We start from the raw sequence: 23,256 nt of genomic DNA on the forward strand, positions 1-23,256 counted from the left end.
GGCGCCGCGGACGGGTACGTCAGTTGCCGGTCAGAATTTCCACAGGATGTTGCCGAGGATCGCGTTGTCGCGCACGCCGCTGCCATACTGGCCGCTGTACGTGAGGCCGAGCGTCAGGCGCTTCGTGACGTTCGCGTCGATGCCGGCTTCGAGTACCGCGCTGTCGCGAGCAATCGGCACGCCCGACACCTGGAACGACGTGCCGCCATTCGCGAACGTGAACGCCGACGACGGCCGCACGTTGCCGAACGCATGTCGCCAGCCGATCGTCCCGCGCGCGGTGAACGTGCCGCTCGCGATCGAGCCGAGCTGCGACGCCGCACGCAGGCCGAGCGTCGAGAAGCCGACGTGGGTCGTCTCGCCGCCGGCGCGCAGCGCGGCCGCGCCGCCGGTTTCCGTATAGCCGTCGGTATGCAGGTTCACGTACGCGAGGCCCGCGAACGGCTCGATCGCGACCGGCCCGACCGGCAGCGCGTAGCCGACTTCGCCGAACACCTGCGCCGAATTCGCGTTGTAGCCGGCCGAGTCGTGATCGGAGAAGCCCGCGAAGCCCGGATAGCGGTCGCTGTTGATGCGGTACCACGTGTACGACGCGCCGCCGCGCACGCCGAGCGCGCCGTACTGCGCGCCGCCGTACAGCGACAGGTAGTAGCTGTTCACCGCCGCCGACGAACTCTGGTCGTTGTCGAGCGAGCTGTGCGTGACACCGGCCGCCAGCCCCGCGCGCCACTTGTCGTTGAGCGCCATGTCGGCGCCGGCGATGAAGCCCGTCATGCTGCGGTTGATCGTCGACGCGTTGCCGTCGCCGGCGAGCCGGCTGCGGCCGCCGAACGCCTGCCCCCAGACGACCGGCTGATACGGCGTCCCACCGTAGCACCCGTCGCGCGAGCCGATCCGGCGTTCCGGCGGCAGCGTCGGGTCGGCCACGCCGGCCGTGTTGTCGCCGCACAGCGCGGCGCCGCCCGACGACAGGGCCGCGAGCGGGCCCGATCCGGGCGCGAGACCCTGGCGGACACGATCGGTCACCGCGTCGCGTACATAGCGGCTGTCGAGCAGCAGCATGCTCTTCAGGCTCGCCTGCAGTTCGCCGTCGAGCAGCCCGTACGCGCGGCGCGCGGTGGGCGCGTCGGTCGTCAGCACCGCGTCGTACAGCGGATTGCCGGCGCCGAGCCCGCCCAGCGCGGTCGCGACCGAGCGCTGGTTCGGCGTCGTCGCGACGTCGGGCAGCGACGTGCCGTTCTGAACCAGTCGCAGGTACACGTGGCCCGGGTCGTAGCTGAGGGTCGGCGTCAGGAACGCGTAGTTCGCGCTCACCTGGGTGAACGCGCCCTGCACGCCCGACGACGCGCTGAGGATCGTGTACGTCGTGCTCGGCTGGTAAGCGCTCTGGTTCGCCAGCACCTGCACGGTGCCGCCGTTCAGCGTCGCCGTGCCGCTCGCCGCGAGGCTGCCGCTTTGCTGCGGCGTGGCGGCGACCTGGAACGTCGAACCCGGCTGGAACGTGACGTTGCCGCCCACGTTCAGCGCCGCGCCCGGTTGCACGGCAGCCGCCGTCGCGCCGTTCTGCACGACGAGGCCGCCGACCGTGCCGGTACCGGTCAGCGTCGCGCCGCTCTGCACGGTGACGGTCGACTGGCCGAGCGAACCGTTGACGGCGAGGGTGCCCGCACTGACCGTGGTCGGCCCGCTCAGCGTGCTCGCGCCGGTCAGAGTCAGTTGTCCGCTGCCGGCCTGGGTGAGGGAGCCGGTGCCGGACAGCACGCTCGCGATCGTCACATTGCCGGATTGATTGACGATCAGCGCACCGTTGTCGACGACGTTGCCGGCCACGCTGCCCGACGTGCCGCCGTTGCCGAGTTGCAGCGTGCCGCCGGCGGCGATCGTGGTGCCGCCCGTGTACGTGTTGCCGCCGGTCAGCACCTGCGTGCCGCTCGCCACCGTCACGCTGCCCGAGCCATCGATGGTGCCGCCGAACGTACTGCTGCCGGTGCCGTTCAGCGCCAGCGCATTCGCGCCGAGATTCACGTTCGTGCCGGCCGCGCCCGACAGCGCACCGATCGTTTGCGTACCGGTCGCGGCGCTCACATCGAACCTCGCACCGGTGCCCGCAAGATTCACCGCGCCCGTCGACGCGAGGCTACCTCCCGCGCCAAGTGCAAGCGTGCTGCCGCCATGGATCGTCGTGCCGCCCGTGTACGTGTTCGCCCCCGTCAGCGTCTGCGTGCCGGTGCCCGCCAGCGTCACGCCCCCCGTCCCGCCGATCGCGCCACTGAACGTGTTGTTGCCGCTGCCGTTCAATGTCAGCGTATTCGCGCCGAGATTCACGTTCGTGCCGCCCACTCCCGACAGCGCACCGATCGTTTGCGCGCCGCTCGCAGCGCTCACGTCGAACGTCGCACCCGTGCCCGCGAGATTCAGGGTGCTACCGGACGCGAGACTGCCACCGACTCCCAGCGCAAGCGTGCTGCCGCCGTTGATCGTCGTGCCGCCGGTATATGTGTTGGCGCCCGTCAGCGTTTGCGTGCCCGTGCCGGCGAACGTCACGCCGCCCGTCCCGCCGATCGCACCCCCGAACGTACCGTTGCCGCTGCCGTTCAACGTCAGCGCATTCGCGCCGAGATTCACGTTCGTGCCGGCCGCGCCGGTCAGCGTGCCGAGCGTCTGGGCGGCCGTCGCGCCGCTCACGTCGAACGTCGCGCCCGCGCCCGCGAGAGTCACGGCGCCCCCCGACGCGAGGCTGCCGCCCGCACCGAGCGCGAGCGTGCTGCCGCCGTTGATCGTCGTGCCGCCGGTATACGTGTTCGCGCCCGTCAGCGTTTGCGTGCCCGTGCCGGCGACCGTCACACCGCCCGTCCCGCCGATCGCACCGCCGAACGTACCGTTGGTGGTGGCATTCAGCGTCAGCGCATTCGCGCCCAGATTCACGCTCGTGCCGCCCGCACCCGCCAGCGTGCCGATCGTCTGCGCGCCCGTCGCGCCACTCAGATCGAGCGTCGCACCCGTGCCGGCGAGGGTCACCGCGCCGGTCGACGCGAGGCTGCCGCCCGCACCCAGCGCCAGCGTGCCGCCGCCGCTGATCGTGGTGCCGCCGGTATAAGTGTTCGCGCCCGTCAGCGTCTGCGTACCGCTGCCGGCGAGCGTCAGGCCGCCGGCGCCGCCGATCGCGCCGCCGAACGTGTTGCTGCCGTTGCCGCTCAGCGTCAGCCCGTTGCCGCCGAGGTTCACGTTCGTGCCGGCCGCACCGGTCAGTGCGCCGATCGTCTGCGCGCCCGATGCGCCGCTCAGGTCGAACGTCGCCCCGGCCCCGGCCAGATTCACCGTGCCGGTCGACGCAAGGCTGCCGCCCGCGCCGAGCGCCAGCGTGCTGCCCCCGCCGATCGTCGTGCCGCCCGTATAGGTGTTCGCGCCGGACAGCGTCTGCGTGCCGGTGCCCGCGAGCGTCAGGCTGCCCGTGCCGCCGATCGCACCGCTGAACGTGCCGCTGGCGGTCCCGCCCAGCGTCAGTGCGTTGCCACCGAGGTTGAGGTTCGTGCCCGCGACGCCCGACAATGCGCCGAGCGTTTGTGCGCCCGTCGCGGCGCTCAGATCGAGCGTCGCGCCGGCACTCGCGAGATTCATCGCGCCGGTCGACGCGAGGCTTCCGCCCGCGCCCACCGCCAGCGTGCCGGCGTTGATCGTGGTGCCGCCCGTGTACGTGTTCGCGCCCGTCAGCGTGGTCGTCGCCGCGCCGTTCTTCACGAGGCTGCCCGCACCGGAAATCGCACCGCTCAGGTCGAGCGCATTGCTGCCGCCCAAGGTGAGCGCCGCACCCGTGCCGAGATTGACCGCATTGGCCACCGTCAGGCTCGCGTTCGTATCGAGCGTCGCCGCGCCGCCCACGTTCACCGTGCCGGTGCCCAGCGCCGTATTGTTGCCGAGCACCACGCCACCGCTATTGAGGTTCGTGCCGCCCGAATAGGTGCTCGCGCCGTTCAGCGTCTGCGTGCCGGTGCCTGCGAGCGTCAGGCTGCCCGTACCGCCGATCGCACCGCTGAACGTGCCGCTGGCGGTCCCGCCCAGCGTCAGTGCGTTGCCACCGAGGTTGACGTTCGTTCCCGCGACACCCGACAGCGCGCCGAGCGTTTGGCCACCCGTCGCACCGCCCAGATCCAGCGTCGCGCCGACGCCCGCGAGGTTCATCGCACCGGTCGATGCAAGACTGCCGCCCGCGCCGAGCGCCAGCGTCCCCGCGTTGATCGTCGTGCCGCCCGTGTAGGTATTCGCGCCGGTCAGCGTGGTGGTGGCCACGCCGTTCTTCACGAGGCTGCCCGCGCCGGAAATCGCGCCGCCCAGCGTGAGGTTGTTGCTGCCGCCGAGCGTGAGCGCGGCGCCCGTGCCGAGATTGACCGCATTCCCGACCGACAGGCTCGCATTCGTATCGAGCGTCGCCGCCCCGCCGACGTTCAGCGCGCCGGAGCCGAGCGCCCCGTTGTTGCCGAGCACCAGGCTGCCGCTATTGAGATTCGTGCCGCCGGTATAGGTATTTGCGCCGTTCAACGTCTGCGTGCCGGTACCCGCCAGCGTCAGGCTGCCGGTGCCGCCGATCGTGCCGCTGAACGTGCCGCTCGCGGTCCCGCCCAGCGTCAGCGCGTTGGCGCCGAGGCTCACGCTCGTGCCGACGCCGCCCGACAGCGCGCCGATCGATTGCGCGCTGCCCGCGCTGATGTCGAGCGTGGCACCCGCATTGACCAGGTTCACCGTACCCGTGGACGACAGGCTGCCGCCCGCGCCGAGCGCGAGCGTGCCGGCATTGATCGTCGTGCCGCCGGTGTAGGTGTTCGCCCCCGTCAGCGTCGTGGTCGACGCACCGTTCTTCACCAGCGCGCCCGTACCGGAAATCGCGCCACTCAATCCGAGTGCGTTGCTGCCGCCGAGCGTCAGCGTCGCGCCCGTGCCGAGACCGATCGCATTGCCGACCGACAGGTTCGCATTCGTATCGAGCGTCGCCGCGCCGCCGACGGTCAGCGCACCGGTGCCCAGCGCGGAGCCATTGCCGAGCACGAGGCTGCCTGCGTTCAGCGTCGTGCCACCCGTGTAATTGTTCGCGCCGTTCAGCGTCAGCGCGGCCGCGCCGTTCTTCACGAGACCGCCGCCACCGGCAATCACGCCGCCGAGGCCGAGATCGGTGCCGCCGCCGAGCGCCAGCGTGGTGCCCGTCGCGAGATTGACGCCGTTTGTCAGGGTCACGTTGGTCGTCGCGTCGAGCGTCGACGAGCCGTTCACGTTCACCGCGCCGCTGCCGAGCGCCGTATTGCTGCCGACGACGAGGTTGCCGCCGTTCAGGTTGGTGCCGCCCGTGTATACGTTCGTACCCGTCAGCGATTGCACGCCGGTACCCGACAGCGTCACGCTGCCCGACCCGCCGATCGTGCCGGCATAGGTCGCATTGCCGGTGCCGCCGAGCGTCAGCGAATTGACGCCGAGGTTCACGTTCGTGCCGGCCGCGCCGGCCAGCGAGCCGATCGTCTGCGCGCCCGACGCAGCGCTCACGTCGAACGTTGCACCCGCACCGGTCAGGTTGACCGTGCCGGTCGCCGACAGACTGCCGGCCCCATTCAGCGCGAGCGTGCCGCTGTTGATGGTCGTGCCGCCCGTATACGTATTGACGCCGCTCAGCGTCGTGGTCGCCGCGCCGTTCTTCACGAGGCCGCCGCTTCCGTTGATCGCGCCGGTCAGCCCGAGACTGTTGCTGCCGCCGATCGACAGCGTCGAGCCGGAGGCGAGATTGACCGTGTTGCCGAGCGTCACGTTCGTGCTCGTGTCGAGCGACGCCGACGCGCTCACGTTCAGCGTGCCGATGCCGAGCGCCGAATTGTTGCCGATCACCAGGCCGCCGGCGTTCAGGTTGGTGCCGCCCGTGTAGCTGTTCGCGCCGGACAGCGTCAGCGTGCCGCCGTCGTTCTTCGTCAGCGCACCGCCACCCGACACCGTACCGGACAGCGTCAGCCCGGTCGTGCCCTGCACCGTCAGCCCCCCCACGCCGAGCGACACGTTGTTAGAGACGTTGAGCGCCGCCGTGCCCGCCTGCAACGCACCGCCGTTCCCGGTGATGGTGCCGGTGCCGAGCGACGCGTTGTCGTTGATGATCGCCACGCCACCGCTCAGCGTCGCGTCCTGCGCGGTGGACGCGCCGTTGATCGTCCAGTTGCCGCCCTGGACGTTCAGGTGATTGAAGTTGATGTAGTTGTTGGCCGCGATCGTGCCGTTCGCGGAAGCGCCCTGCTGCAGGTTGAGGGTGTTGTTGCCGCCCGCGCCGCCGTCGACGATGCCCGTCTGCGCGACGTTGAGCGTGTTCGCCCCGACCGTGATGTTGAACGCGCCCCCGGTGCCGCCCGCCGTATTGACCTGCGAGCCCGTGATCGCATTGAACGTGTTCGTGCTGTTCGCGCCCATCGACACGCTGCCGTTGATCACGCCCGAGTTGGTGAACGTATTGCCGCCCCCGGGCGCGCTGTTCGAGCCGAACGACACGCGGCCGCTGATCGTCCCGCTGTTCGTCATGTTGACCGTGCCGCCGCCGTAGGCGGCGACCACCGGCGCATCGGCGCCGGTCAGCGTCGCACCGACCAGCGCGGAAGAGCCGATCGAACCGGTGTTCGTAATGGTCGACGTGCCGCCCGTGCCGTTCTGGACCGACAGCGCCATGCCCGTCACGCCGCTGATCGCCACGCCGGTCGAGCCGTTCATCACGCCGTTGTTGGTGACGTTGACCGAGCTCGCCGCCGCGTTGCCGATCACCGCGCCGCTCGACAGCACGCCGAGCCCCGAGCCGAGCGCCGACGGGTCGATCGTGCCGTTGTTGGTCAGCGTGGTGTTGTTGCCCGTCAGCGACATCGCCGTGCCGCCGACGCCGAGCAGCACGCCGACGCTCGCACCGGGGTTGACCGTCGCGTTGATGTTGTTGAGGTTGCTCGAGAAACTCGGCGCCAGCGGGTTCGCGACGCCGGAACAGCTCACCGTCGTGCCCGCCTGGTTGCAAGTTGCATGAGCGGGCACGATACCCGCGCCGGACAGTGCCAGGAAAACACCCGTGGGCAACAACAGTCTCGGGAACGGTTCACTCGCCTTTTTCGAACGCGCAGTATTCATGCTTTCCCTCGTTATTGATTTCGGCCTTGGTATTGGTATTGCGACCACACAGGGTGACGCACAGCAGAAAATCACGGATGAAAGCGTCCGCTCCGGCAATCGCGGCGCGATGTCGGTTTATTCATGGATGAATTTTTAGTCAGACCGGGAATGCAAGTCGAAACTAGTCGAATGACATGATGGCGGCCCCTGTTTTTTGCAGCGACTTTCTGTTGATTTGATTACTGCCCTGCTTTTATCAGACAAGGCCATATCAAACTCAACCCGTTTTCCAGTCGATGTTTTCCCATCGGATCAAGGGCCGACGCACATGTACTTTTTACTCACCGGAAGGCGCTCACCAATAACGACCGGCAGGTCTTTCACCGGCTTGTTTCAAGTTTTTCGCAAAGATATCGGACGCGCCGCATCCGTGAAAACGCTGATATATCGTCCTGATGCGTTATACGCGAATCTTGCAGTGCAATATTTTTACCCTGCCGGATCAGGAAATGGATAATCCGCGCCGTCAATAATCATCAGAGGAATCCGGATTTTCAAGCAATCCCCGGAATTGCTTCGATTTTCGTCTTGAAACACCGTTGCAACGCGGCCGGAAGCATGTGCCGCCGCGGCTGCCGCGTCACGAAAACAGGCTCATCAGATAAAGCATCGGCCGAAACGAAACCGGCCGCGCATCGGGATTCACCCACAGCCGCACCGCATACACCGCATAGGCCGGCACCTCGCGCCAGCTCGAATAGACATCGCGCCACTGAAAGCGGCGCGGATAGGCGGCGGAGATAGTCGACCGCGCAATGCCAACGCGCTCGAACGCGAGGCGCGCCCGCGCGAGGTGGTAATACTGGCTGACGATCAGCACGCGCGACAGGCGGTGCGTGCGCAGGTAGGCCAGCGTGTGCTGCGCGGTCGCGAGCGTGTTGTCGCCCTGGTCGTCGACGGCGATCCGGTCCGCCGGCACGCCGCGCGCGACGAGGTAGTCGCGCATCGCCGTCGCCTCGTTCAGCCCGGGGCCGTCAATCGCGCCGCTGACCAGAAACGCCGGACACTGCCCCGCGCGGTAACACCGCACGCCGACATCGAGCCGGGCCGCGAGCACGGGCTTCGGCGCGCCGGTTTCGTCGAGCGCGTTGCCGAAGATCACGGCGACGTCCGCCGGATCGCTCGGCATCCGCATGCCATGGACGACGATCGCGCCAGCGGCCGCGGCCCAGACGCACGCAACGACGGCCAGCACGCGGCCGGCCCGGGCCGCGAAGCCCCGTTTGGTTCGATATTTCAAGGTAGTCGGTCTCTCTCAGGTATCGCCGCGCGCATCGGCCGGCCCGCCCCGAATGGGCGCGTCACGCTAGCACGGCGCGCTCGCGCCTGTCCATGCGACGAACCGATGCCGGCCACGCAGGCCGGCCATCGGGAGATCGAAAGTATGTGAAGGATGCGCCGCGTCGCGACGCGAACCCGGCACCGCCCCGGGTCAGTCGGCCGGGCACATCGCGAGTCGCCCCATCGCCTCGCCCGCGCCACGTACCGCGCAGGTGGCCGGCTCATCGGCGATCCGTGCGACCAGCCCGGTCTCGTCGTACAGCAGGCGTTCGAGATCGGCGAGCAGCGCGCCGCCGCCGGTGAGCACCACGCCGCGATGCGCGATGTCGGTCACGAGTTCGGCCGGCGCGTTTTCCAGCACCGACTTCACCGCGCCGATGACCTGCTTGAGCGGCGCGGCCAGCGCGTCCGCGACGTCGTGGTTGGACAGCTCGACCGAGCGCGGCAGGCCGTCGCCGATGCTGCGACCGACGGCGCGCGTGGACGTGCGCGGCACCGCGCTGGTGGCCGAGCCGATCGTCTTCTTCACGTGCTCCGCCGTCTGCTCGCCGAGCAGCACGCCGTACAGGTTGCGGACATGGTTGACGATCGCCGCGTCGAATTGGCTGCCGCCGACGCGGATCGCCTCGCGGTAGACGATGCCGCCGAGCGCGATGACCGCGACTTCGGTCGTCCCGCCGCCGATGTCGATGACCATCGAGCCGACCGGCTCGGTCACCGGCAAACCCGCGCCGAGCCCGGCCGCGAGCGATTCCTCGATCAGTTCGACCTCCGATACGCCGGCCGCGAACGCGGCCTCGCGGATCGCGCGGCGCTCGACGGCCGTCGCGTCGGACGGCACGCACAACGTGACCTCGACGCGGCGACCGAAGCGCGAGCGGGTGCGCGACATGTCGATGAAGCTGCGGATCATCTGCTCGGCCGCGTGCGCGTCCGCGATCACGCCGTGGCGCATGGGCCGCACGGCTTCGAGGTGCCCCGGTTCGCGGCCGACCAGCGCCTTCGCGAGCTCGCCGACGGCCTTGAGCGTCGGCCGCGCGTCGCTCGCGCCGCCCTTGCGGAAGCAGACGACCGACGGCTGGTTCAGCACCACGCCGCGTTCATGCGTATAGATCCGCGTACTCGCCGTTCCCGGGTCGATCGCAACGGGTTGCGCAAACAACTTTCCGAACAGCGGTGTCGACATATCAAACCTTTGTGAGGGAACGGGCCGGGACGGCCGCGCCGCACTTTTTTGCCGCGCGTCCATGCCGCCCCATCACGAGCTTAGCGGCAAATCATTCCGATACTTTAGGCAATTCCCATGATTTTTTCGCGACGAAATTGCCGAAACGGGCATTCCGCGCCCGTCCGGCTACGCAACAGCCTCTCGCGTTCGGCCTGTAAAACACGGTAATCTCTCGGTCTTGCCTGCTCCCGGCAGGCGTCAGACGCACGATCACGCCAGGTATTTTCACCATGACAGCGACCGTTTCCTTCCGCTGGGCGCCGGTGCGCCCGCTCTGCACGACGCTCGTTGCCTTCTGGTGCTGCACGGTCGCCGCGCAACCGCTGCCGGCCACCGAATCCGCCGCCGCCCAGGCCGTCGCCGCGGCGGCCAACGCGCCGGCGGCCGCCACGCCCGCTGCATCCGCTGCATCCGCGCACACCTGCTCGGCCGACGGCGGCCCGGCCGGCCGCCCGTCGATCGGCCTCGTGCTGTCCGGCGGCGGCGCGCGCGGCTACGCACACCTCGGTGTCCTGAAAGTGCTGGAGGACAACCGGATCCCGATCGACTGCATCGCGGGCACCAGCATGGGCGCCGTCGTCGGCGGCCTGTACGCGAGCGGAATGGCGGCCGACGAAATGCAGAAGCGGCTGTCGGAAGTGAACCTCGCGGATATCGCGTTCGACGTGACGGATCGCGCGGACCTGCCGCAAACCAGCCGGGAAGACGAACGCCTGTACATCAACGGACTGACGCTCGGCTTCGGCAAGAAAGGCGTCAAGGCGCCGGTCGGCCTCGTGCAGGGCAACCGGCTGCAGGCGCTGCTCGCGAACTGGACGGCCGCCGTGCCGACCAACCAGCCGTTCGACCGCCTGCCGATCCCGTATCGCGCGGTCGCGACCGACCTGCAGACCGGCCAGATGGTCGTGCTCGACCACGGCTCGCTGCCGCTCGCGATTCGCGCGAGCATGGCGATGCCGGGCCTGTTCGCGCCGGCCGAGATCAACGGGCGCGCGCTCGTGGACGGCGGCCTCGTCAGCAACCTGCCCGTCGACACCGCACGGCAGATGGGCGCGAACGTCGTGATCGCCGTCGACATCGGCTCGCAGTTGCGCCCGCTCGACGCGCTCGCGTCGCCGGCCGACGTGATGCAGCAGATGGTCGGCATCCTGATCCGCCAGAACGTGACCGCGCAGCGCAAGCAACTCGACGCGCAGGACGTGCTGCTCACGCCGGACCTCGGCTCGCTCGCGTTCACCGATTTCCAGAACGCGAAGCAGGCGATCGCCGCCGGCGAGGCCGCCGCGACCGCGGCGCTGCCGAGGCTGCGGCGTTTCGCGCTCACGCCGGAACAGTACGCGGCGTACCGGTCCGCGCACGCGCAGCCGCTGCCGCCGCCGATCCGGATCACGCGCATCGACATCAAGACCAGCGGCGGCGTGCCGAAGCGGGTCGTCAGCAACGCGCTGCACGTGAAACCCGGCGACATCTACGATCCGCAGACCGTCAGCCAGGATCTGCTCGGACTCACGACGGGCGGCAACTTCGAGAGCGTCACGCAGCAGATCGTGAGCCGCGGCGACGACAACGTGCTCGAGATCGACGCGCGCGAGAAGTACTGGGGGCCCAACTTCCTGCTGTTCGGGCTCGGCATGTCGAGCAGTTCGACCGACGAAGGCGGCTTCCGCCTGCATGTCGGCTACCGGCGGCCGTGGCTCACGGAGTCGGGGCTCGAATTCCGCGCGGACACGACGATCGGCAGCGACCTGCAGTCGGCGCGCGTCGAATTGCGCCAGCCGCTGCCGGCCGCATATGGCGTGTACCTGTCGCCGTACGCGGAATACCAGCGTCGCTATGCGAACCTGTACGACAACAGCAATGACGTGAAGCTGAACCAGTACCTGATGCAGACGGCGCGCGCGGGGCTCGACCTCGGCTTGCCGATCGGGCGTCTCGGTGACTTCCGGATCGGCCTCGGCTACGCGACCGGGCACGGCTCGCCGAACTACAACCTGCCGTTCTCGGCCGACGACGGCAGCAGCTCGACGCTGCTGTGGCCGAGTTTCACGTCGCAGGCGCTCATCGCCCGTGCGCGGCTCGTCATCGATCAGCTCGACGATCCGATGTTCCCGCGTCACGGCTACTACACCGAATTCCGCGTCGAACGCTCGCTGCTGTCGCACAACAGCCAGTCGGCGCAGGAATTCGACGATGCGATCTCCAACACGCCGTACACGGAGATCTACGGCAAGGCGATGATCGCGCAACAGTTCGGCCGGCACAGCATCAGCGCGACGATCGAAGGCGGCAAGAGCATCGGCGGCACCAACCTGATCAACGCGTTCAACTTCACGCTCGGCGGCTTCCAGCATCTGGCCGCCTATGCGGCCGACCAGTTGAACGGCAACGAGCTCGCATACGGCAACGTGACGTACATGAACCAGCTGATGACGTTCAACGCGTCGCCGATCAAGGCCCTGTCGATCGGCGCCAGCGCGGAAGTCGGCAACGTGTGGGCCGCCGGCGAGAAGATCGGCGGCGGCGCGCTCAAGCAGAGCTATACGTTCTTCACGAGCCTGTCGACCGCGTTCGGGCCGGTCTACATCGGCGTGGCGCTCGCCCCCGGCGGCCGACGCAACGTCTACCTGCAGCTCGGCCGGACTTATTGAGCATGCGCGGATGCCGCTGCGGCGGCATCCGTGCGGCCGTCGCGCCGGCGTCTTCCCCGATCAGAAATCGGCGGCCATCGCGACCGCACGCGCTTGCGCGCGTTCGATGCTTTCGTGCGCTCTCGCATGCCACGTGTGTTCGACGGTCAGGCTTCTGACCTCGTCCACGCCGATGAACTTCAGCCAGAATTCGATGTAATCGGCCTGATGCCCGAAGCCGGGATGGCCCGCACGTCCCGCGCCGGCCGCCTCGCCCTGCCCGCGCACATGGATGGCCAGTGCGCGCGGAATCTCCAGCAACGGGCCGTAGGCAGTGCCATCGAACGTGAACAGCATGTTCCGCTGGCTGACGAGATCGATCAGTTGCTTGAGCTTGTACGGATAGCCGAAATTCCACATCGGCACGCCGACGACGATCCGGTCCGCTTCCTGAAAGCGCTTCACGAGGGACTGGATTCGTCGCCAGATCGACTGCTCCGCCTCGTCCATCGGCACGTTGGCGACGCCCTTGTATTTCGCGCCGATCGCGTCGCCGTCAAAGTCCGGCAAATCCTCCTCCCAGACATTCAACGTATCGACGTCGAGCGTGGCGCCCGTCTGCCGGTACGCATCGATAAAGGCATTGGCGACCGCGATCGAAGCCGACTTCGCGCCGCGGGGAGAAGACACGATATTCAAAAGCCGCATGATGTGTGACCCGGACAGGAATGCATGAACAAGGGGACGGCCATCGTGGCGACCCCGGCTTCACTGCTGCGTCGCGGGGCGCCCGCGTCCGCCGTCACGGATCGGCCACCCATATAGTTGCAATTGCAATCGTAATGCAAAGCGCGCCCGCGTGGCAAACGAATCGTCACGCGCTCGCGGTGCAGGAAGGCATCGATACGGGGAAGGTATGGCGGGAAAGGCCGGCGACGCATCCGGGTCCGGCGCGCGCGGCTGCGTGCTGTCGTGCCGTTGTTGCGGCGAGGCTCGGGACGCTTGCCGCGTATCGCTAGACCGGCCAGCTGATCTCGAACCGCGCGCCGCCGAGCTCGACCGGATCGACGACCGCGATCCGGCCGTTGTGCGCGTGGAGCACCTGCCGCGTGATCGACAGGCCGAGCCCGTAACCGCCGGTGCGGCGGTCGAGGCGCACGAACGCGTCGAAGATCCGTTCGCGCTCGCTCTCGGGCACGCCGGGGCCGTCGTCCTCGACGAAGATCCCGATGTTGCCGTGCACGAGCGAGATCCCGACGACGATCCGCGATTTCGCGTACTTGCTCGCGTTGCGCAACAGGTTGCGCATCGCATACGACATCAGCCGCCGGTCCATCTTCACGCGCAAATCCGACGCGATCGCGATGCGCGACTCGATCGCACGCTCCGGATACAGCAGCTGCGCGTCGTTCACCTGATGCTCGAACCATGCGACGGGCGCGGTCGACTCGAGGTTCGACTGCAGCGAGCTGTATTCGAGCCGCGCATACGTGAGGCTCATGTCGATCAGTTCCTCGAGCTCGGTCACGTCCTGCGCGATGCTCTCGAGCGCGCCCTGGTATTCGGCCGCCGAGCCCGGTTCGCGCAGCATTTCGAGCGCGAAGCGCACGCGCGCGAGCGGCGTGCGCAGTTCGTGCGAGATGCCGTTCGTCAAATCGCGTTGCGCGGCGATCAGCCGCTCCATGCGCATCGCCAGCGCATTCAGCGTGCGCGCGAGCGGACCGATGATCACGCTGTGCGATTCGCGCGCGCGGGTGTTGAAGCGGCCGCCGGTGAAGTCGATCGCCCGCTCGCGCACCATCACGAGATCCGACCAGACCGGCCGCATCCACCGGTACGCGGCGAGCGCGGGCGCGGTGAACACGAACGCGAGCACGATCCAGATGTCGCCCGGCAACGAGTCGAACGCATGCCACACGACCTGCGGCGACAATTCGACGCACAGCGCGAGAGCGGGCACCAGTGCGGTGAGCAGCACGAGGCCGAGCAGATGCAGATAGGTGCGCACGTACAGGCGCGACCAGCTCGGAATGCGGTCGGCGCGCGTGTCGGTCCACGCGCGACGGAAATGCAGCCAGCGCCACTTGACGTAGCGCAGCGTCGGCAGCGGCGGTGCATCGGGGTGCGAACGGGTTCGTCGGATCATCGCGGCTCCCGGCCGGCAGGCGGAATGCCCGCGCGGAACGTGACGGCGTCGCGCGAGCGCGGCGTCATTCCCACGCGTGCTTGCTGAATTGATAACCCTTGCTGCGGATCGTCTTGATCCGCTGCGGGTTGCTCGCGTCGTCGCGCAGCTTGCGGCGCAGCTTCGAGATGCGCCCGTCGATCGTGCGGTCGAGGCCGTCGAATTCGACGCCGCGCAACTGCAGCATCAGGTCGTCGCGGCTGACGACTTCGCCCGCATGACACACGAGCGCCCACAGCAGGTCGAATTCGGCCGACGTCAGATCGGGCGTGCTGCCGTCGGGCAGCACGACGGTGCGGTCGGTGCGGTCGATCGAGAACTTGCCGAACGCGTAGCGCTCCGGCTGCGGCGCGGTGCTTTCGGCCGCGCGCGCGGGCGCGCGGCGCAGTTGCGCCTTGATCCGGGCGAGCAGGATGCGCGGCTCGACCGGCTTGTGCACGTAGTCGTCCGCGCCGAATTCGAGACCGAGCAGCTCGTCGAACGGTTCGTCGCGCGCCGTCACCATGATGATCACGCCGTCGTACTGCTTGCGCGCCTCGCGGCAGATTTCGAAGCCGTCCTTGCCCGGCAGGTTCACGTCGAGGATGACGAGATCGGGACGAATGGACAGGATCGCCGGCACCGCGGCGTCACCATGCAGCACAGTGTCGACTTCATAGTCGTTCTTGCGCAGGTAGCCGGCGATCAGCGTGGACAGGCGGGTGTCGTCTTCGACGAGCAGGATGCGAAAAGACATGGGCAGCGGTCGGATCATCGGGGAAGCCGCGGCGGCGCCGGCCGGTGCCGGACGCCGGCCATCGGCCGAAACGTACCGCATGATACTGCGCCCGCCGCTTGCCTGTTTGCCGGTCTTGAAAATAAGGGCGCGATTCCGCCCGCGCTTGACGAATCGGCGCCGGGACGGTTCCATACGGGCTCGCCGGAATCCGGCCGTGCCTCTACCCTGCCTGACGCGATGAATTACCAGACGACTCTCGAACGCATCCACACCGAACTCGCCCCCTGGATTGGCCAGGGCCGGGTGGCCGACTACATTCCCGAACTCGCAAAAGTGCCCGCCGACAAGTTCGGGATGGCGGTCGTGACGCTCGACGGAAACGTTTACACGGTCGGCGATGCGCACGAGCGCTTCTCGATCCAGAGCATCTCGAAGCTGTTCGCGTGCACGCTCGCGTTCCAGCTGCTGGGCGACGAACTGTGGGAACGGGTCGGCCGCGAGCCGTCCGGCACCGCGTTCAACTCGCTGGTCCAGCTCGAAAGCGAGCGCGGCAAGCCGCGCAATCCGTTCATCAATGCGGGCGCGCTGGTGGTCACCGACGTGCTGTGCCGCCGCTTCGTGAAGGCCGAGACGGCGCTCGTCGAGTTCGTGCGGCGGCTGATCGGCGCGAACGACATCGACTACGACTCGCGCGTCGCGCTGTCGGAGTTGCAGCACGCGGAGCGCAACCGCGCGATGGCGCATTTCATGGCGAGCTTCGGCAACATGCAGATGCCGCCCGATACCGTGATCGACGCGTATTGCCGCCAATGTGCGATCGAGATGAACTGCGTCGAACTCGCCAGCGCCGCGCTGTTCCTCGCGAACGGCGGGGTCGCGCCGGTGACCGGCGAGCGGATCGTCGATTCGAGTTCCGCGAAGCGGCTGTCGGCGCTGATGCTGACCTGCGGCACCTACGATGCGGCCGGCGATTTCGTGTATCGGGTCGGGTTGCCGGCGAAGAGCGGCGTGGGGGGCGGGATCGTCGCGGTGCTGCCGGGGGAGATGGCGGTGTGCGTGTGGGCGCCAGGGTTGGATGCGAACGGGAATTCGTTGGCGGGGACGCTGGCGCTGGAGTGGTTGACGACTTATACGGGAAGGTCGATTTTTTGAGAAGTCTCAGTGGGCACTCGCGTCGTCCGGTGCCGTGACAGCGTATTGATGTCGACGCGCGCCACGAAGTGACGCCATTACGTCGGCGAGATTGTCGACAATGTCGTCACAACGCCGCGCGGGACGGGCACGGGGAATGGACATCGTTGCTTTGCTCGACACAACAAGGATCCAGCGTGATGCAGACCAAGAACAGAATTCACGTCGTTTCAACCGCTCATACCAGGCACGGCTTCGTCAACCCCTTGGCCGTCGTGACGGCATTGAGCCTGTGCCTGCCGTTCGGCGGCGCACATGGGCAATCGGCGGATGCCCCACCCGACGGCAGCGGGGCCGTCGAGTCGCGAAGCCCGGCGAACCTGACCGTCACGCAAGCGCTGCAAGGCATGCTGGAGCTGATTCGGATCAGCAATCAGGTTACCGACATGACACCCGACGCGGTGCACCTCAGCTTCGGCGTGCAGACCCACGCGATCGATCAAGACAGCTTCGGCTACGGCCAGCGCCTGCCCGGTAACTGGGCGGTCGGTATCCAGCGGTTCGTGGTCTATGGAAGAGGGACGCGCGTAGAACTGGGCTTTGATCCGATTCCCGGAATGCCGGCTGCGCCGCTGACGACATGCGAGCCGAATTTCGCGCAATTCACTGGAGCACTGGAGTCGATGGGGTTCAATCATCGTACCCACTACGGCGAGCACGGCCGCCGGATCTCCGAGATCTTCTGGCGCGAGCAGATGTCCGTGGAGGTCGTCCCCTACAGAGAACGCGGCGATAACGGTGAGCCGCCGGCCCCGGCTTGCGTAAGAACGGTACGGGTGCGATAGATCGCTGTCGCCGCAACGCGCGATTCCGGCAAGCATCGCAACGAAACGCCGTGATCCCCTGCCGTCAAGCCGCGCTGGAAATCGTTCGACTCGTTGATATCCTCGGGAAATATCCAACCGAGACTCCGCAACGCGCGAGCACGCTGGCGCCGCCGTGACCGACGATACGGAACAACCGACTTTCCCGACATTCCGCAGCGATTACTGGAGCCCCACGCATGAATCCGGACAACGCATCAAAAGTCGCAACGACGGCCCACGCGCACGCCGACAGCCATTCCTCCTCGCCGATCCCGCGCATCGCGCCATCCCGAACCGCGCTGCTCGTCATGCATTACCAGACCGACATCCTCGGCCTCTTTCCGTCGGTCGCCCCTGAATTGCTCTCGAATACGCGCCGCCTCTGCGACGCGGCGCGAGCGGCCGGCGTCGGCGTGTGGTTCGCGAATCTGCGCTTCAGTCCCGGCTATCCGGAAGTCAGTCCGCTCAACAAGAACGGCCAGGGCATCAAGCAACTCGGCCTCTTCATCGACGATGCCCCCTGCCCGGAGCTGGCCAAACAGCCCGACGAGCCGCTGATCCTCGCCCACCGCGCGAGCGTGTTCTTCGGCACCGATCTGCAGGCGCGGCTCATCGCCCAAGGCGTCGATTCGCTGATCATGGTCGGCATCGCGTCGACCGGCGTGATGCTGTCGTCGATCGCCCATGCGAGCGACGCCGATTTCCGCCTCTACACGGTCAAGGATTGCTGCTACGACCCGGACCCGGTGGTCCACGAGCATCTGTTCGCCACCGCGTTCGAATCGCGCACGACGGTGCTGTCGCTCGCGGAGGCGCTGCGGCTGCTGGCGTAACGACGGCCGAGCCGCAGCATCCGCCTCACTTCGCGATGAACACGCCCGACGTCGGGCACGTACCCTGCGTATTGCCGTCCGTCACGAGCGACGCCGCGCTCGGAAACTGCGCGGTCGCGTTCGTCTTCACCGCGATCCACGCTTCGGTGAAGTAGCTCACGCCGTTCGTCTTCGTGCACTTCAGCGACACCGCGCTGCGCGTGTTGCTGCCGAACGCGCCTTCGAACGCCGACAGCAACTGGTTACGCGTGACCGTCTTGCCCGCGTTCGCCTGCAGGAACGCGTTGAACGACGTGTTGCCGAGCCGGCTGATCATGCCCGACGCCTGGTTCCAGTACGCATCGGGCGTCGCCGAGTTCGAACAGGTGCCGTGCTTGAACCACTCGTGCTTGTCGAGACAGGATGCGACGCCCGGCATGTACGTCGACAGCGTGTTGCGCGTCGCGCTGCTGATCGGGTACGCGTCCATGCTGCACCACTGGTGCGCGTTGTCGAGGTCGATGTCGTTCTGCGGCACGCCGCAGTAGAACGGCTGGTTGCCGTCGTAGCGGTTCGGCCACAGCCCGTGCAGCGACAGGCTCGTCGCCGCGTACGATCCGGCGAGGTTCGTGCATTCCGGTGTGTCGTGCGACGCGCAGAAACCCGGCTCCCACGATGCGGCGAGCAACAGGTAGTCGTAGCTGGTCTGCGCGGCGGCGTGCAGTGACACGGAAGCGACGGCGAGTGCGGCAGCGGCGCGGGCGAGCGTCTTGAGCATGGCGTGTTTCCTCGGAAAAGGCTTGCGGTCGCGGGATGCGCCGCAAGGTTGTCGAATGTCTGCCCGCGATTGTTGCTGCCGCAACGTGGCACGAATGTGAAGGTGCACGAAAGAACGCGCGGGGTACCGCCGAACCTGTTACTGCCGGTACCGGTACCGGCGATTGCCTTCCGCCGCATGCGCCCCCGGCATACGCTGTCGCCACTTTCATCCTGCAACGGAGCATCCCCATGGTGACGGCCACACGGCTGGGCAAGCCGTACTGCGTCGAGATCGGAAACGGGCGCAGCGTCGTGCGCTCGGACACCCGCAAGGCAGGCAAAGGCGGCGACGCCGGCCTGCGGCCGCACGAGTTGCTCGAAAGCGCGCTGGCGGCCTGCGTCTGCATGTCGGTCGAACTGGCAGCGGAACGCGCGGGCGTGACGCTGCCGGCCTGTACGGTGGACGTCACCCTCGAACGCCGCGATGTCGAAACCGGTTTCGACATCGCCCTGCGCTTCGTGGTGCCGCTGTCGCAGGCGCAGCACATACTCGTCCGCGACGCGGTACGGGCCTCGCCGGTCGCCCGAACGCTCGGCAAGCCGATACGGATCGGGCCGGCCACGATCGCGCACGACTGAGCTGATCGTCACGGATGCCGCATGGTCGGCACCCGTGCGTCGACGGTCGAACGGCACGCGCTTACCGCACGTGATCGCTCAGGTGCCGAGCTGCGTGCACGCGCGCGCCGACGCTTCGGGCCCCTCGAGCGCGAGAATCTGCCACACGCCGATACTGACGCGCTGGCGCGCCGCGGTCGACTCATCGGCCAGCAACGCCTCGACACGCGGTGCGACATCGGGCGCCTTCTGCTGCAGCGCCGCGTGGTGCCGCGCGCGCGACGCCGGCCCGGATTCGTACACGTCGCACAGGCGCACCATGCCGGCGAGGCCGGCCAGATCGTCGTCCTTGTCGATCGCGCGCGGCTCGACGGGCGCAAGGCCCTTGCGCTCTTCCGGCGGCAGCTTGTTGCGCGCGCCTTCGTCGATCGCCGACGCGGAAGCCGGCGGCAGGCCGCCGATCGCCGCGACGATCCTGCTGCCCGCGGCGATCATGTCGCCCTGGCACATGATCTTCTCGTCGGCCGTGACGTTCGAGCAGAACGATACCGACATCCGGTACACGTCGTTGCTCATGCGCGGCACTTCGTCCGTGCCCGCCTGCGCGAGGCCGGCGCTCGCCAGCGCCAGCGCGGCGGGAACCAGGATGCGGAACGTTCTCGTCTTGTTCATTGTTGTCGTCCGTGGGTGCGGGTAGCGGGCAATATCGCCGGGCCGCGCCGGGCGCCCTTCGTGATGCCGGGCCCGCGTCCGGCATCACGCGTTTCACTTCATCGACGCCGCCTCCGAGCCGCCCGGCGACAACGCCGCGCTGTCCTGCTCGCGCCACGCACGCCGCGACGCCATGATCGCGCTCACCGCCGAGCGCGCCACCTTCCACCATGCGAACGGACGCGGATCGGCGAGCATGCTGAGCGCGCGCGCATAGTCGAGCGTGAGTCCGGGCGTCCACGCCATCGTCACCGCACGCTTGCGGATCTGCGCGGCCACCCACAGCTCGGGCGTGAGCAGCAGCCGCACGAACGCGCCCCACCCGGCCCGCGCGCCCTTCAGCCGCCACACCGCACCGTCGAGCGCCGCCTCGAGCGCGTTCGACACGGTGCTCGAGCAGTTGCGGTGCGTGAGGTTGTACGTGAGGTTCTGCCGATACGACGACCAGAACGCCTCGAGCTTGGCCGGATCGTAGTTGCGGATGCGCACGCGCACGGTCGACGGGCACCACGCTTTCGACTCGGTCGCATAGTCGGGCTGAAACAGGCCGGGCACGTCGTTCTCGCGCGTCGCGCGCAGGATGCGCGTGAATTCGTCCGGAGAACGATCGATCTCGACAGCCGGATACAGGCTGATGTAGATGCCCTCCGGCGATTCCAGCGCCGCATGGCCGGTCGAGATCACGCCGTTGACGTCCACCGCCGCGATGTAGCGATCGATCACCGGATAGCGCTGCGCTTCGGCCTTCGACGTGCCGGTCGGGGTCCACACGTGCACGGTCAGCGCCCGCTCGCCGTCGGCCGGCGGCCCGTCCCATTCGGATTGCGCGAACTGCGGCGGGTACTGCGCATCGTCGAGATCCGGCGCCAGCGCCGGCGCGGGCGAGGTCGCGAACGCCGGATTGCGCGTCAGCCGCCGCACGCGCGCGGCGAGGCTCAGCATGTGCATTCCGCCGAACATCAGCAGCAGGCCGAGGCAGTACGGCACGGTGCCCGCGTAGTGCGTCGGGTACGGCTGGAAGAAGAAGATCGCCAGCAGGATCTCGACGACACCCCACGCGAACGCGACATTCCAGCGGCGATAGCGCACCATCCACGCGGACGTGCACTGCAGCAGCCCGTCGACGAGGAACAGCGTGCCGAAGATCATCGACAGCAGGAAGTGGCCGTGATGATGGCCGGCAAACACGAGCCCCGCGGCCACCACGACCGCGATGCCTTTCACGTAGCGCAGAATGCGCTGGCCGCCGACCCCGCTGCCGGCCACCGCGAGCGTCGCGAGCCCCTCGATCAGGAACAGCCATGCGAACAGCTCGATCGGGAAATGCAGCGCACCATCGAGCGCGTCGATGAAAATGCCGACGCCTGCCACCACCCACAGCCAGCCGAGCACGGTCAGCCCGCGCCAGCGGGTTCGCAGATATTCGATGCCCAGCAGCAGCAACACCAGTCGTACCATTGCGCCCTCGTATTTTTTCGGGATACGCGCGGCCTCGCGCCCCCTGTCGTTTCGACCGCGCGTCGGGCGACGTGCCGGCCGGAAGGCGGTCGCCGTGGCCGGCCCGTCATGTCGTCGACGTGATCGATGGCGGCCGGCATGCGCCGCTCTGGCCGAATAATAAGATATGGCGGAGCCGGTTGAAAGCCTGGCGAAAACGTTTTCGGCGGGGCGCGGACCGCCCCGGCCGCCCGCTGCCACGGCAGATTTCGGGTTCGACAACGGGCGGCGGATACGGGAGAATCCGGCTTCCGAGGGCGAAAGCCACCCAGCCGAACCGCACAGACGGGACGAGAGCACATGCATGGACCGATTACACGCCGGCACATGCTGGCCGCCACTCGCCAGGTTCCAGGCCGCCCCTGTCAGCCATGGCGCTGGCCGACGCATGAAACAGGAGCATCGACATGCCCCACCCGCCGCTTCATCCATCCTCGCTCGGCCCGCAACTCAAGCGCTGGCGCGCGCTGCACCGCGTGAAGCAAAGCCATGCAGCCGAACTGTTCCGCGTCGCGCAATCGACGATCTCCCGCTGGGAAGCCGGCCTTCAGCAGATGTCGCCCGCCGAGCGCGCGACGGCCGAACGGCTGCTCGCCGCGCGCCTCGATTCCGCGGGCGACCACGCGCTCGCGCGGCTGATCGCCGGCAGCACGGGCCGCATGCATCTCGTGTGCGACTTCACGCACCGCCTGCTGGCCAGCTCGCCGGCGCGCGCGGCCGAGTTCTCGCGGCCGCTTTCGACGCTGCTCGGCGCGTCGCTGTGGCGCTACGCGACGCCGGAAATCGCCCGCATGGAAGCCGCGCTCGACCCGCTCGGCTGGTACGACCGCGCGGGACCGCCGAGCGTCGAGTTCGACACCGGCGCGAATGCGTCGCGCGTCGTGCCGATTCGCGGCAGCCTGTGCCGATGGACGCGGATGACGCTGTCGGACGGCTCGGCCGTGCGGCTCGTGGAAACGCTGGACGCGCACTGACGCCCACGCATATTTCATGCGTGGACACCCCGCGGCCGGCCGGCGTACGCTTGGCGGTTCATCGCAAGGACGCCGACCATGAATCCCGATACGATCCGCGCGCGCCTCGATTTCCTGCGCGACGCCGAACGCCTGAAAGACGTGCTGCGCAGCGGCCACACGTCGGCCGGGCGCGCGGAAAGCACGGCCGAGCATAGCTGGCGGCTATGCCTGATGGCGCTCGTGTTCGCCGACGCGCTGCCCGGCGTCGATACGCTGAAGCTGCTGAAACTGTGCGTCGTCCACGACCTCGGCGAGGCGCTGCACGGCGACATCCCCGCGATCGAGCAGGCCGCGCATCCCGACAAGAGCGCGCACGAACGCGACGATCTGCTGACGCTGACCGCGTCGCTCGACCGCGCGGTGCGCGACGAGATCGTCGCGCTGTGGGACGAATACGAGGCGGCCGCCTCACCCGAAGCCCGCGCGGCGAAGGCGCTCGACAAGCTCGAAACGATCCTGCAGCACAACCAGGGCAGCAATCCGCCCGATTTCGACTATGCGTTCAATCTCGGCTACGGCCGGCGCTATACCGATGCCGCGCCGCTGTTCAGCGCGATCCGCGAGATCGTCGATGTCGACACGCAGCGCAGGATCGACGCGGGTGGGCAGCGCGCGTAAGCTCGCGGGATCGGGCGTG

17 protein-coding genes are annotated in these 23,256 nt (G+C 68.1%); 8 read left to right on the top strand and 9 right to left on the bottom strand.

Features of this window, described 5'->3' with window-relative positions:
* Window positions 1-30: 30 nt before the first annotated feature.
* A complete protein-coding gene (locus KU887_RS22530; protein ID WP_258258193.1) occupies window positions 31-7,128 on the bottom strand; it encodes an autotransporter-associated beta strand repeat-containing protein in 7,098 nt (2,365 codons plus the stop codon).
* Between KU887_RS22530 and KU887_RS22535 the strand changes: the two genes are divergently transcribed.
* Window positions 7,070-7,267 (top strand): hypothetical protein, encoded by a 198-nt coding sequence (locus tag KU887_RS22535; RefSeq protein WP_077209982.1) that lies wholly within the window; start codon window positions 7,070-7,072, stop codon window positions 7,265-7,267. The genes KU887_RS22530 and KU887_RS22535 overlap by 59 nt on opposite strands.
* Before the next feature lie 483 nt (window positions 7,268-7,750).
* Here the strand turns inward: KU887_RS22535 and KU887_RS22540 are convergent, their stop codons facing one another.
* Window positions 7,751-8,410: a YdcF family protein gene (locus tag KU887_RS22540; protein WP_048989341.1), complete on the bottom strand. Its 660-nt coding sequence runs from the start codon at window positions 8,408-8,410 to the stop codon at window positions 7,751-7,753.
* Window positions 8,411-8,602: 192 nt separating this feature from the next.
* The gene (locus KU887_RS22545) at window positions 8,603-9,637 is read right to left on the bottom strand and encodes a rod shape-determining protein (protein WP_258258194.1); all 1,035 of its coding nucleotides are present in this window, start codon (window positions 9,635-9,637) and stop codon (window positions 8,603-8,605) included.
* A 272-nt stretch (window positions 9,638-9,909) separates the two neighbouring features.
* On the opposite strand from KU887_RS22545, the gene KU887_RS22550 reads away from it, so the two are divergent.
* Window positions 9,910-12,327, top strand: a complete 2,418-nt coding sequence (locus KU887_RS22550; RefSeq protein ID WP_058903394.1) for a patatin-like phospholipase family protein — start codon at window positions 9,910-9,912, stop codon at window positions 12,325-12,327.
* A gap of 60 nt (window positions 12,328-12,387) precedes the next feature.
* On the opposite strand, the gene KU887_RS22555 is transcribed toward KU887_RS22550, so the two are convergent.
* From KU887_RS22555 to KU887_RS22565, 3 genes are all read right to left on the bottom strand, one after another.
* Window positions 12,388-13,014 carry an FMN-dependent NADH-azoreductase gene (locus KU887_RS22555; protein WP_006483167.1) on the bottom strand — a complete coding sequence of 209 codons (627 nt, stop codon included), beginning with the start codon at window positions 13,012-13,014 and terminating at the stop codon, window positions 12,388-12,390.
* 307 nt (window positions 13,015-13,321) lie between these two features.
* Window positions 13,322-14,452, bottom strand: a complete 1,131-nt coding sequence (locus KU887_RS22560) for an ATP-binding protein (RefSeq protein WP_006483159.1) — start codon at window positions 14,450-14,452, stop codon at window positions 13,322-13,324.
* Between the two features lie 64 nt (window positions 14,453-14,516).
* On the bottom strand, window positions 14,517-15,227 hold the full coding sequence (locus KU887_RS22565) for a response regulator (RefSeq protein WP_006498855.1): 711 nt from the start codon (window positions 15,225-15,227) through the stop codon (window positions 14,517-14,519).
* Between the two features lie 219 nt (window positions 15,228-15,446).
* On the opposite strand from KU887_RS22565, the gene KU887_RS22570 reads away from it, so the two are divergent.
* The 3 genes from KU887_RS22570 (at window position 15,447) to KU887_RS22580 (ending at window position 18,039) form a co-directional block, all read left to right on the top strand.
* Complete coding sequence (locus KU887_RS22570) at window positions 15,447-16,361, top strand: glutaminase (RefSeq protein WP_058903396.1); 915 nt, start codon at window positions 15,447-15,449, stop codon at window positions 16,359-16,361.
* A gap of 179 nt (window positions 16,362-16,540) precedes the next feature.
* On the top strand, window positions 16,541-17,185 hold the full coding sequence (locus tag KU887_RS22575; protein ID WP_112751224.1) for a hypothetical protein: 645 nt from the start codon (window positions 16,541-16,543) through the stop codon (window positions 17,183-17,185).
* Window positions 17,186-17,403: 218 nt separating this feature from the next.
* Window positions 17,404-18,039, top strand: a complete 636-nt coding sequence (locus tag KU887_RS22580) for an isochorismatase family cysteine hydrolase (protein WP_059721935.1) — start codon at window positions 17,404-17,406, stop codon at window positions 18,037-18,039.
* A gap of 25 nt (window positions 18,040-18,064) precedes the next feature.
* Here the strand turns inward: KU887_RS22580 and KU887_RS22585 are convergent, their stop codons facing one another.
* Complete coding sequence (locus KU887_RS22585) at window positions 18,065-18,796, bottom strand: ribonuclease T2 (protein ID WP_006498851.1); 732 nt, start codon at window positions 18,794-18,796, stop codon at window positions 18,065-18,067.
* A 35-nt stretch (window positions 18,797-18,831) separates the two neighbouring features.
* Between KU887_RS22585 and KU887_RS22590 the strand changes: the two genes are divergently transcribed.
* Window positions 18,832-19,416, top strand: coding sequence for an OsmC family protein (locus KU887_RS22590; protein WP_258258204.1), 585 nt, complete (start codon window positions 18,832-18,834; stop codon window positions 19,414-19,416).
* Between the two features lie 78 nt (window positions 19,417-19,494).
* Here KU887_RS22590 and KU887_RS22595 read toward each other — a convergent pair whose 3' ends face one another.
* Window positions 19,495-20,067: a hypothetical protein gene (locus KU887_RS22595; RefSeq protein WP_205671874.1), complete on the bottom strand. Its 573-nt coding sequence runs from the start codon at window positions 20,065-20,067 to the stop codon at window positions 19,495-19,497.
* Window positions 20,068-20,160: 93 nt separating this feature from the next.
* On the bottom strand, window positions 20,161-21,564 hold the full coding sequence (locus tag KU887_RS22600; RefSeq protein ID WP_058903401.1) for an HdeD family acid-resistance protein: 1,404 nt from the start codon (window positions 21,562-21,564) through the stop codon (window positions 20,161-20,163).
* A gap of 446 nt (window positions 21,565-22,010) precedes the next feature.
* Between KU887_RS22600 and KU887_RS22605 the strand changes: the two genes are divergently transcribed.
* Window positions 22,011-22,577 (top strand): helix-turn-helix transcriptional regulator, encoded by a 567-nt coding sequence (locus tag KU887_RS22605; protein ID WP_058903402.1) that lies wholly within the window; start codon window positions 22,011-22,013, stop codon window positions 22,575-22,577.
* Window positions 22,578-22,655: 78 nt separating this feature from the next.
* Complete coding sequence (locus KU887_RS22610; protein ID WP_112751221.1) at window positions 22,656-23,237, top strand: HD domain-containing protein; 582 nt, start codon at window positions 22,656-22,658, stop codon at window positions 23,235-23,237.
* Window positions 23,238-23,256: the final 19 nt, after the last annotated feature.

Origin of the sequence: Burkholderia sp. EMB26 (assembly GCF_024730645.1) — a bacterium.
GTDB classification, from domain to species: Bacteria; Pseudomonadota; Gammaproteobacteria; order Burkholderiales; family Burkholderiaceae; genus Burkholderia; species Burkholderia cenocepacia.

Excerpts from the sequence above, each read along its gene's own strand:
- KU887_RS22605 (WP_058903402.1), top strand. The coding sequence starts at position 22,011 with ATGCCCCACCCGCCGCTTCATCCATCCTCGCTCGGCCCGCAACTCAAG.
- KU887_RS22555 (WP_006483167.1), bottom strand. The coding sequence starts at position 13,014 with ATGCGGCTTTTGAATATCGTGTCTTCTCCCCGCGGCGCGAAGTCGGCT.
- KU887_RS22595 (WP_205671874.1), bottom strand. The coding sequence starts at position 20,067 with ATGAACAAGACGAGAACGTTCCGCATCCTGGTTCCCGCCGCGCTGGCG.
- KU887_RS22570 (WP_058903396.1), top strand. The coding sequence starts at position 15,447 with ATGAATTACCAGACGACTCTCGAACGCATCCACACCGAACTCGCCCCC.
- KU887_RS22550 (WP_058903394.1), top strand. The coding sequence starts at position 9,910 with ATGACAGCGACCGTTTCCTTCCGCTGGGCGCCGGTGCGCCCGCTCTGC.
- KU887_RS22565 (WP_006498855.1), bottom strand. The coding sequence starts at position 15,227 with ATGTCTTTTCGCATCCTGCTCGTCGAAGACGACACCCGCCTGTCCACG.
- KU887_RS22575 (WP_112751224.1), top strand. The coding sequence starts at position 16,541 with ATGCAGACCAAGAACAGAATTCACGTCGTTTCAACCGCTCATACCAGG.
- KU887_RS22560 (WP_006483159.1), bottom strand. The coding sequence starts at position 14,452 with ATGATCCGACGAACCCGTTCGCACCCCGATGCACCGCCGCTGCCGACG.
- KU887_RS22545 (WP_258258194.1), bottom strand. The coding sequence starts at position 9,637 with ATGTCGACACCGCTGTTCGGAAAGTTGTTTGCGCAACCCGTTGCGATC.
- KU887_RS22590 (WP_258258204.1), top strand. The coding sequence starts at position 18,832 with ATGCGCCGCAAGGTTGTCGAATGTCTGCCCGCGATTGTTGCTGCCGCA.
- KU887_RS22610 (WP_112751221.1), top strand. The coding sequence starts at position 22,656 with ATGAATCCCGATACGATCCGCGCGCGCCTCGATTTCCTGCGCGACGCC.
- KU887_RS22600 (WP_058903401.1), bottom strand. The coding sequence starts at position 21,564 with ATGGTACGACTGGTGTTGCTGCTGCTGGGCATCGAATATCTGCGAACC.
- KU887_RS22585 (WP_006498851.1), bottom strand. The coding sequence starts at position 18,796 with ATGCTCAAGACGCTCGCCCGCGCCGCTGCCGCACTCGCCGTCGCTTCC.
- KU887_RS22580 (WP_059721935.1), top strand. The coding sequence starts at position 17,404 with ATGAATCCGGACAACGCATCAAAAGTCGCAACGACGGCCCACGCGCAC.
- KU887_RS22530 (WP_258258193.1), bottom strand. The coding sequence starts at position 7,128 with ATGAATACTGCGCGTTCGAAAAAGGCGAGTGAACCGTTCCCGAGACTG.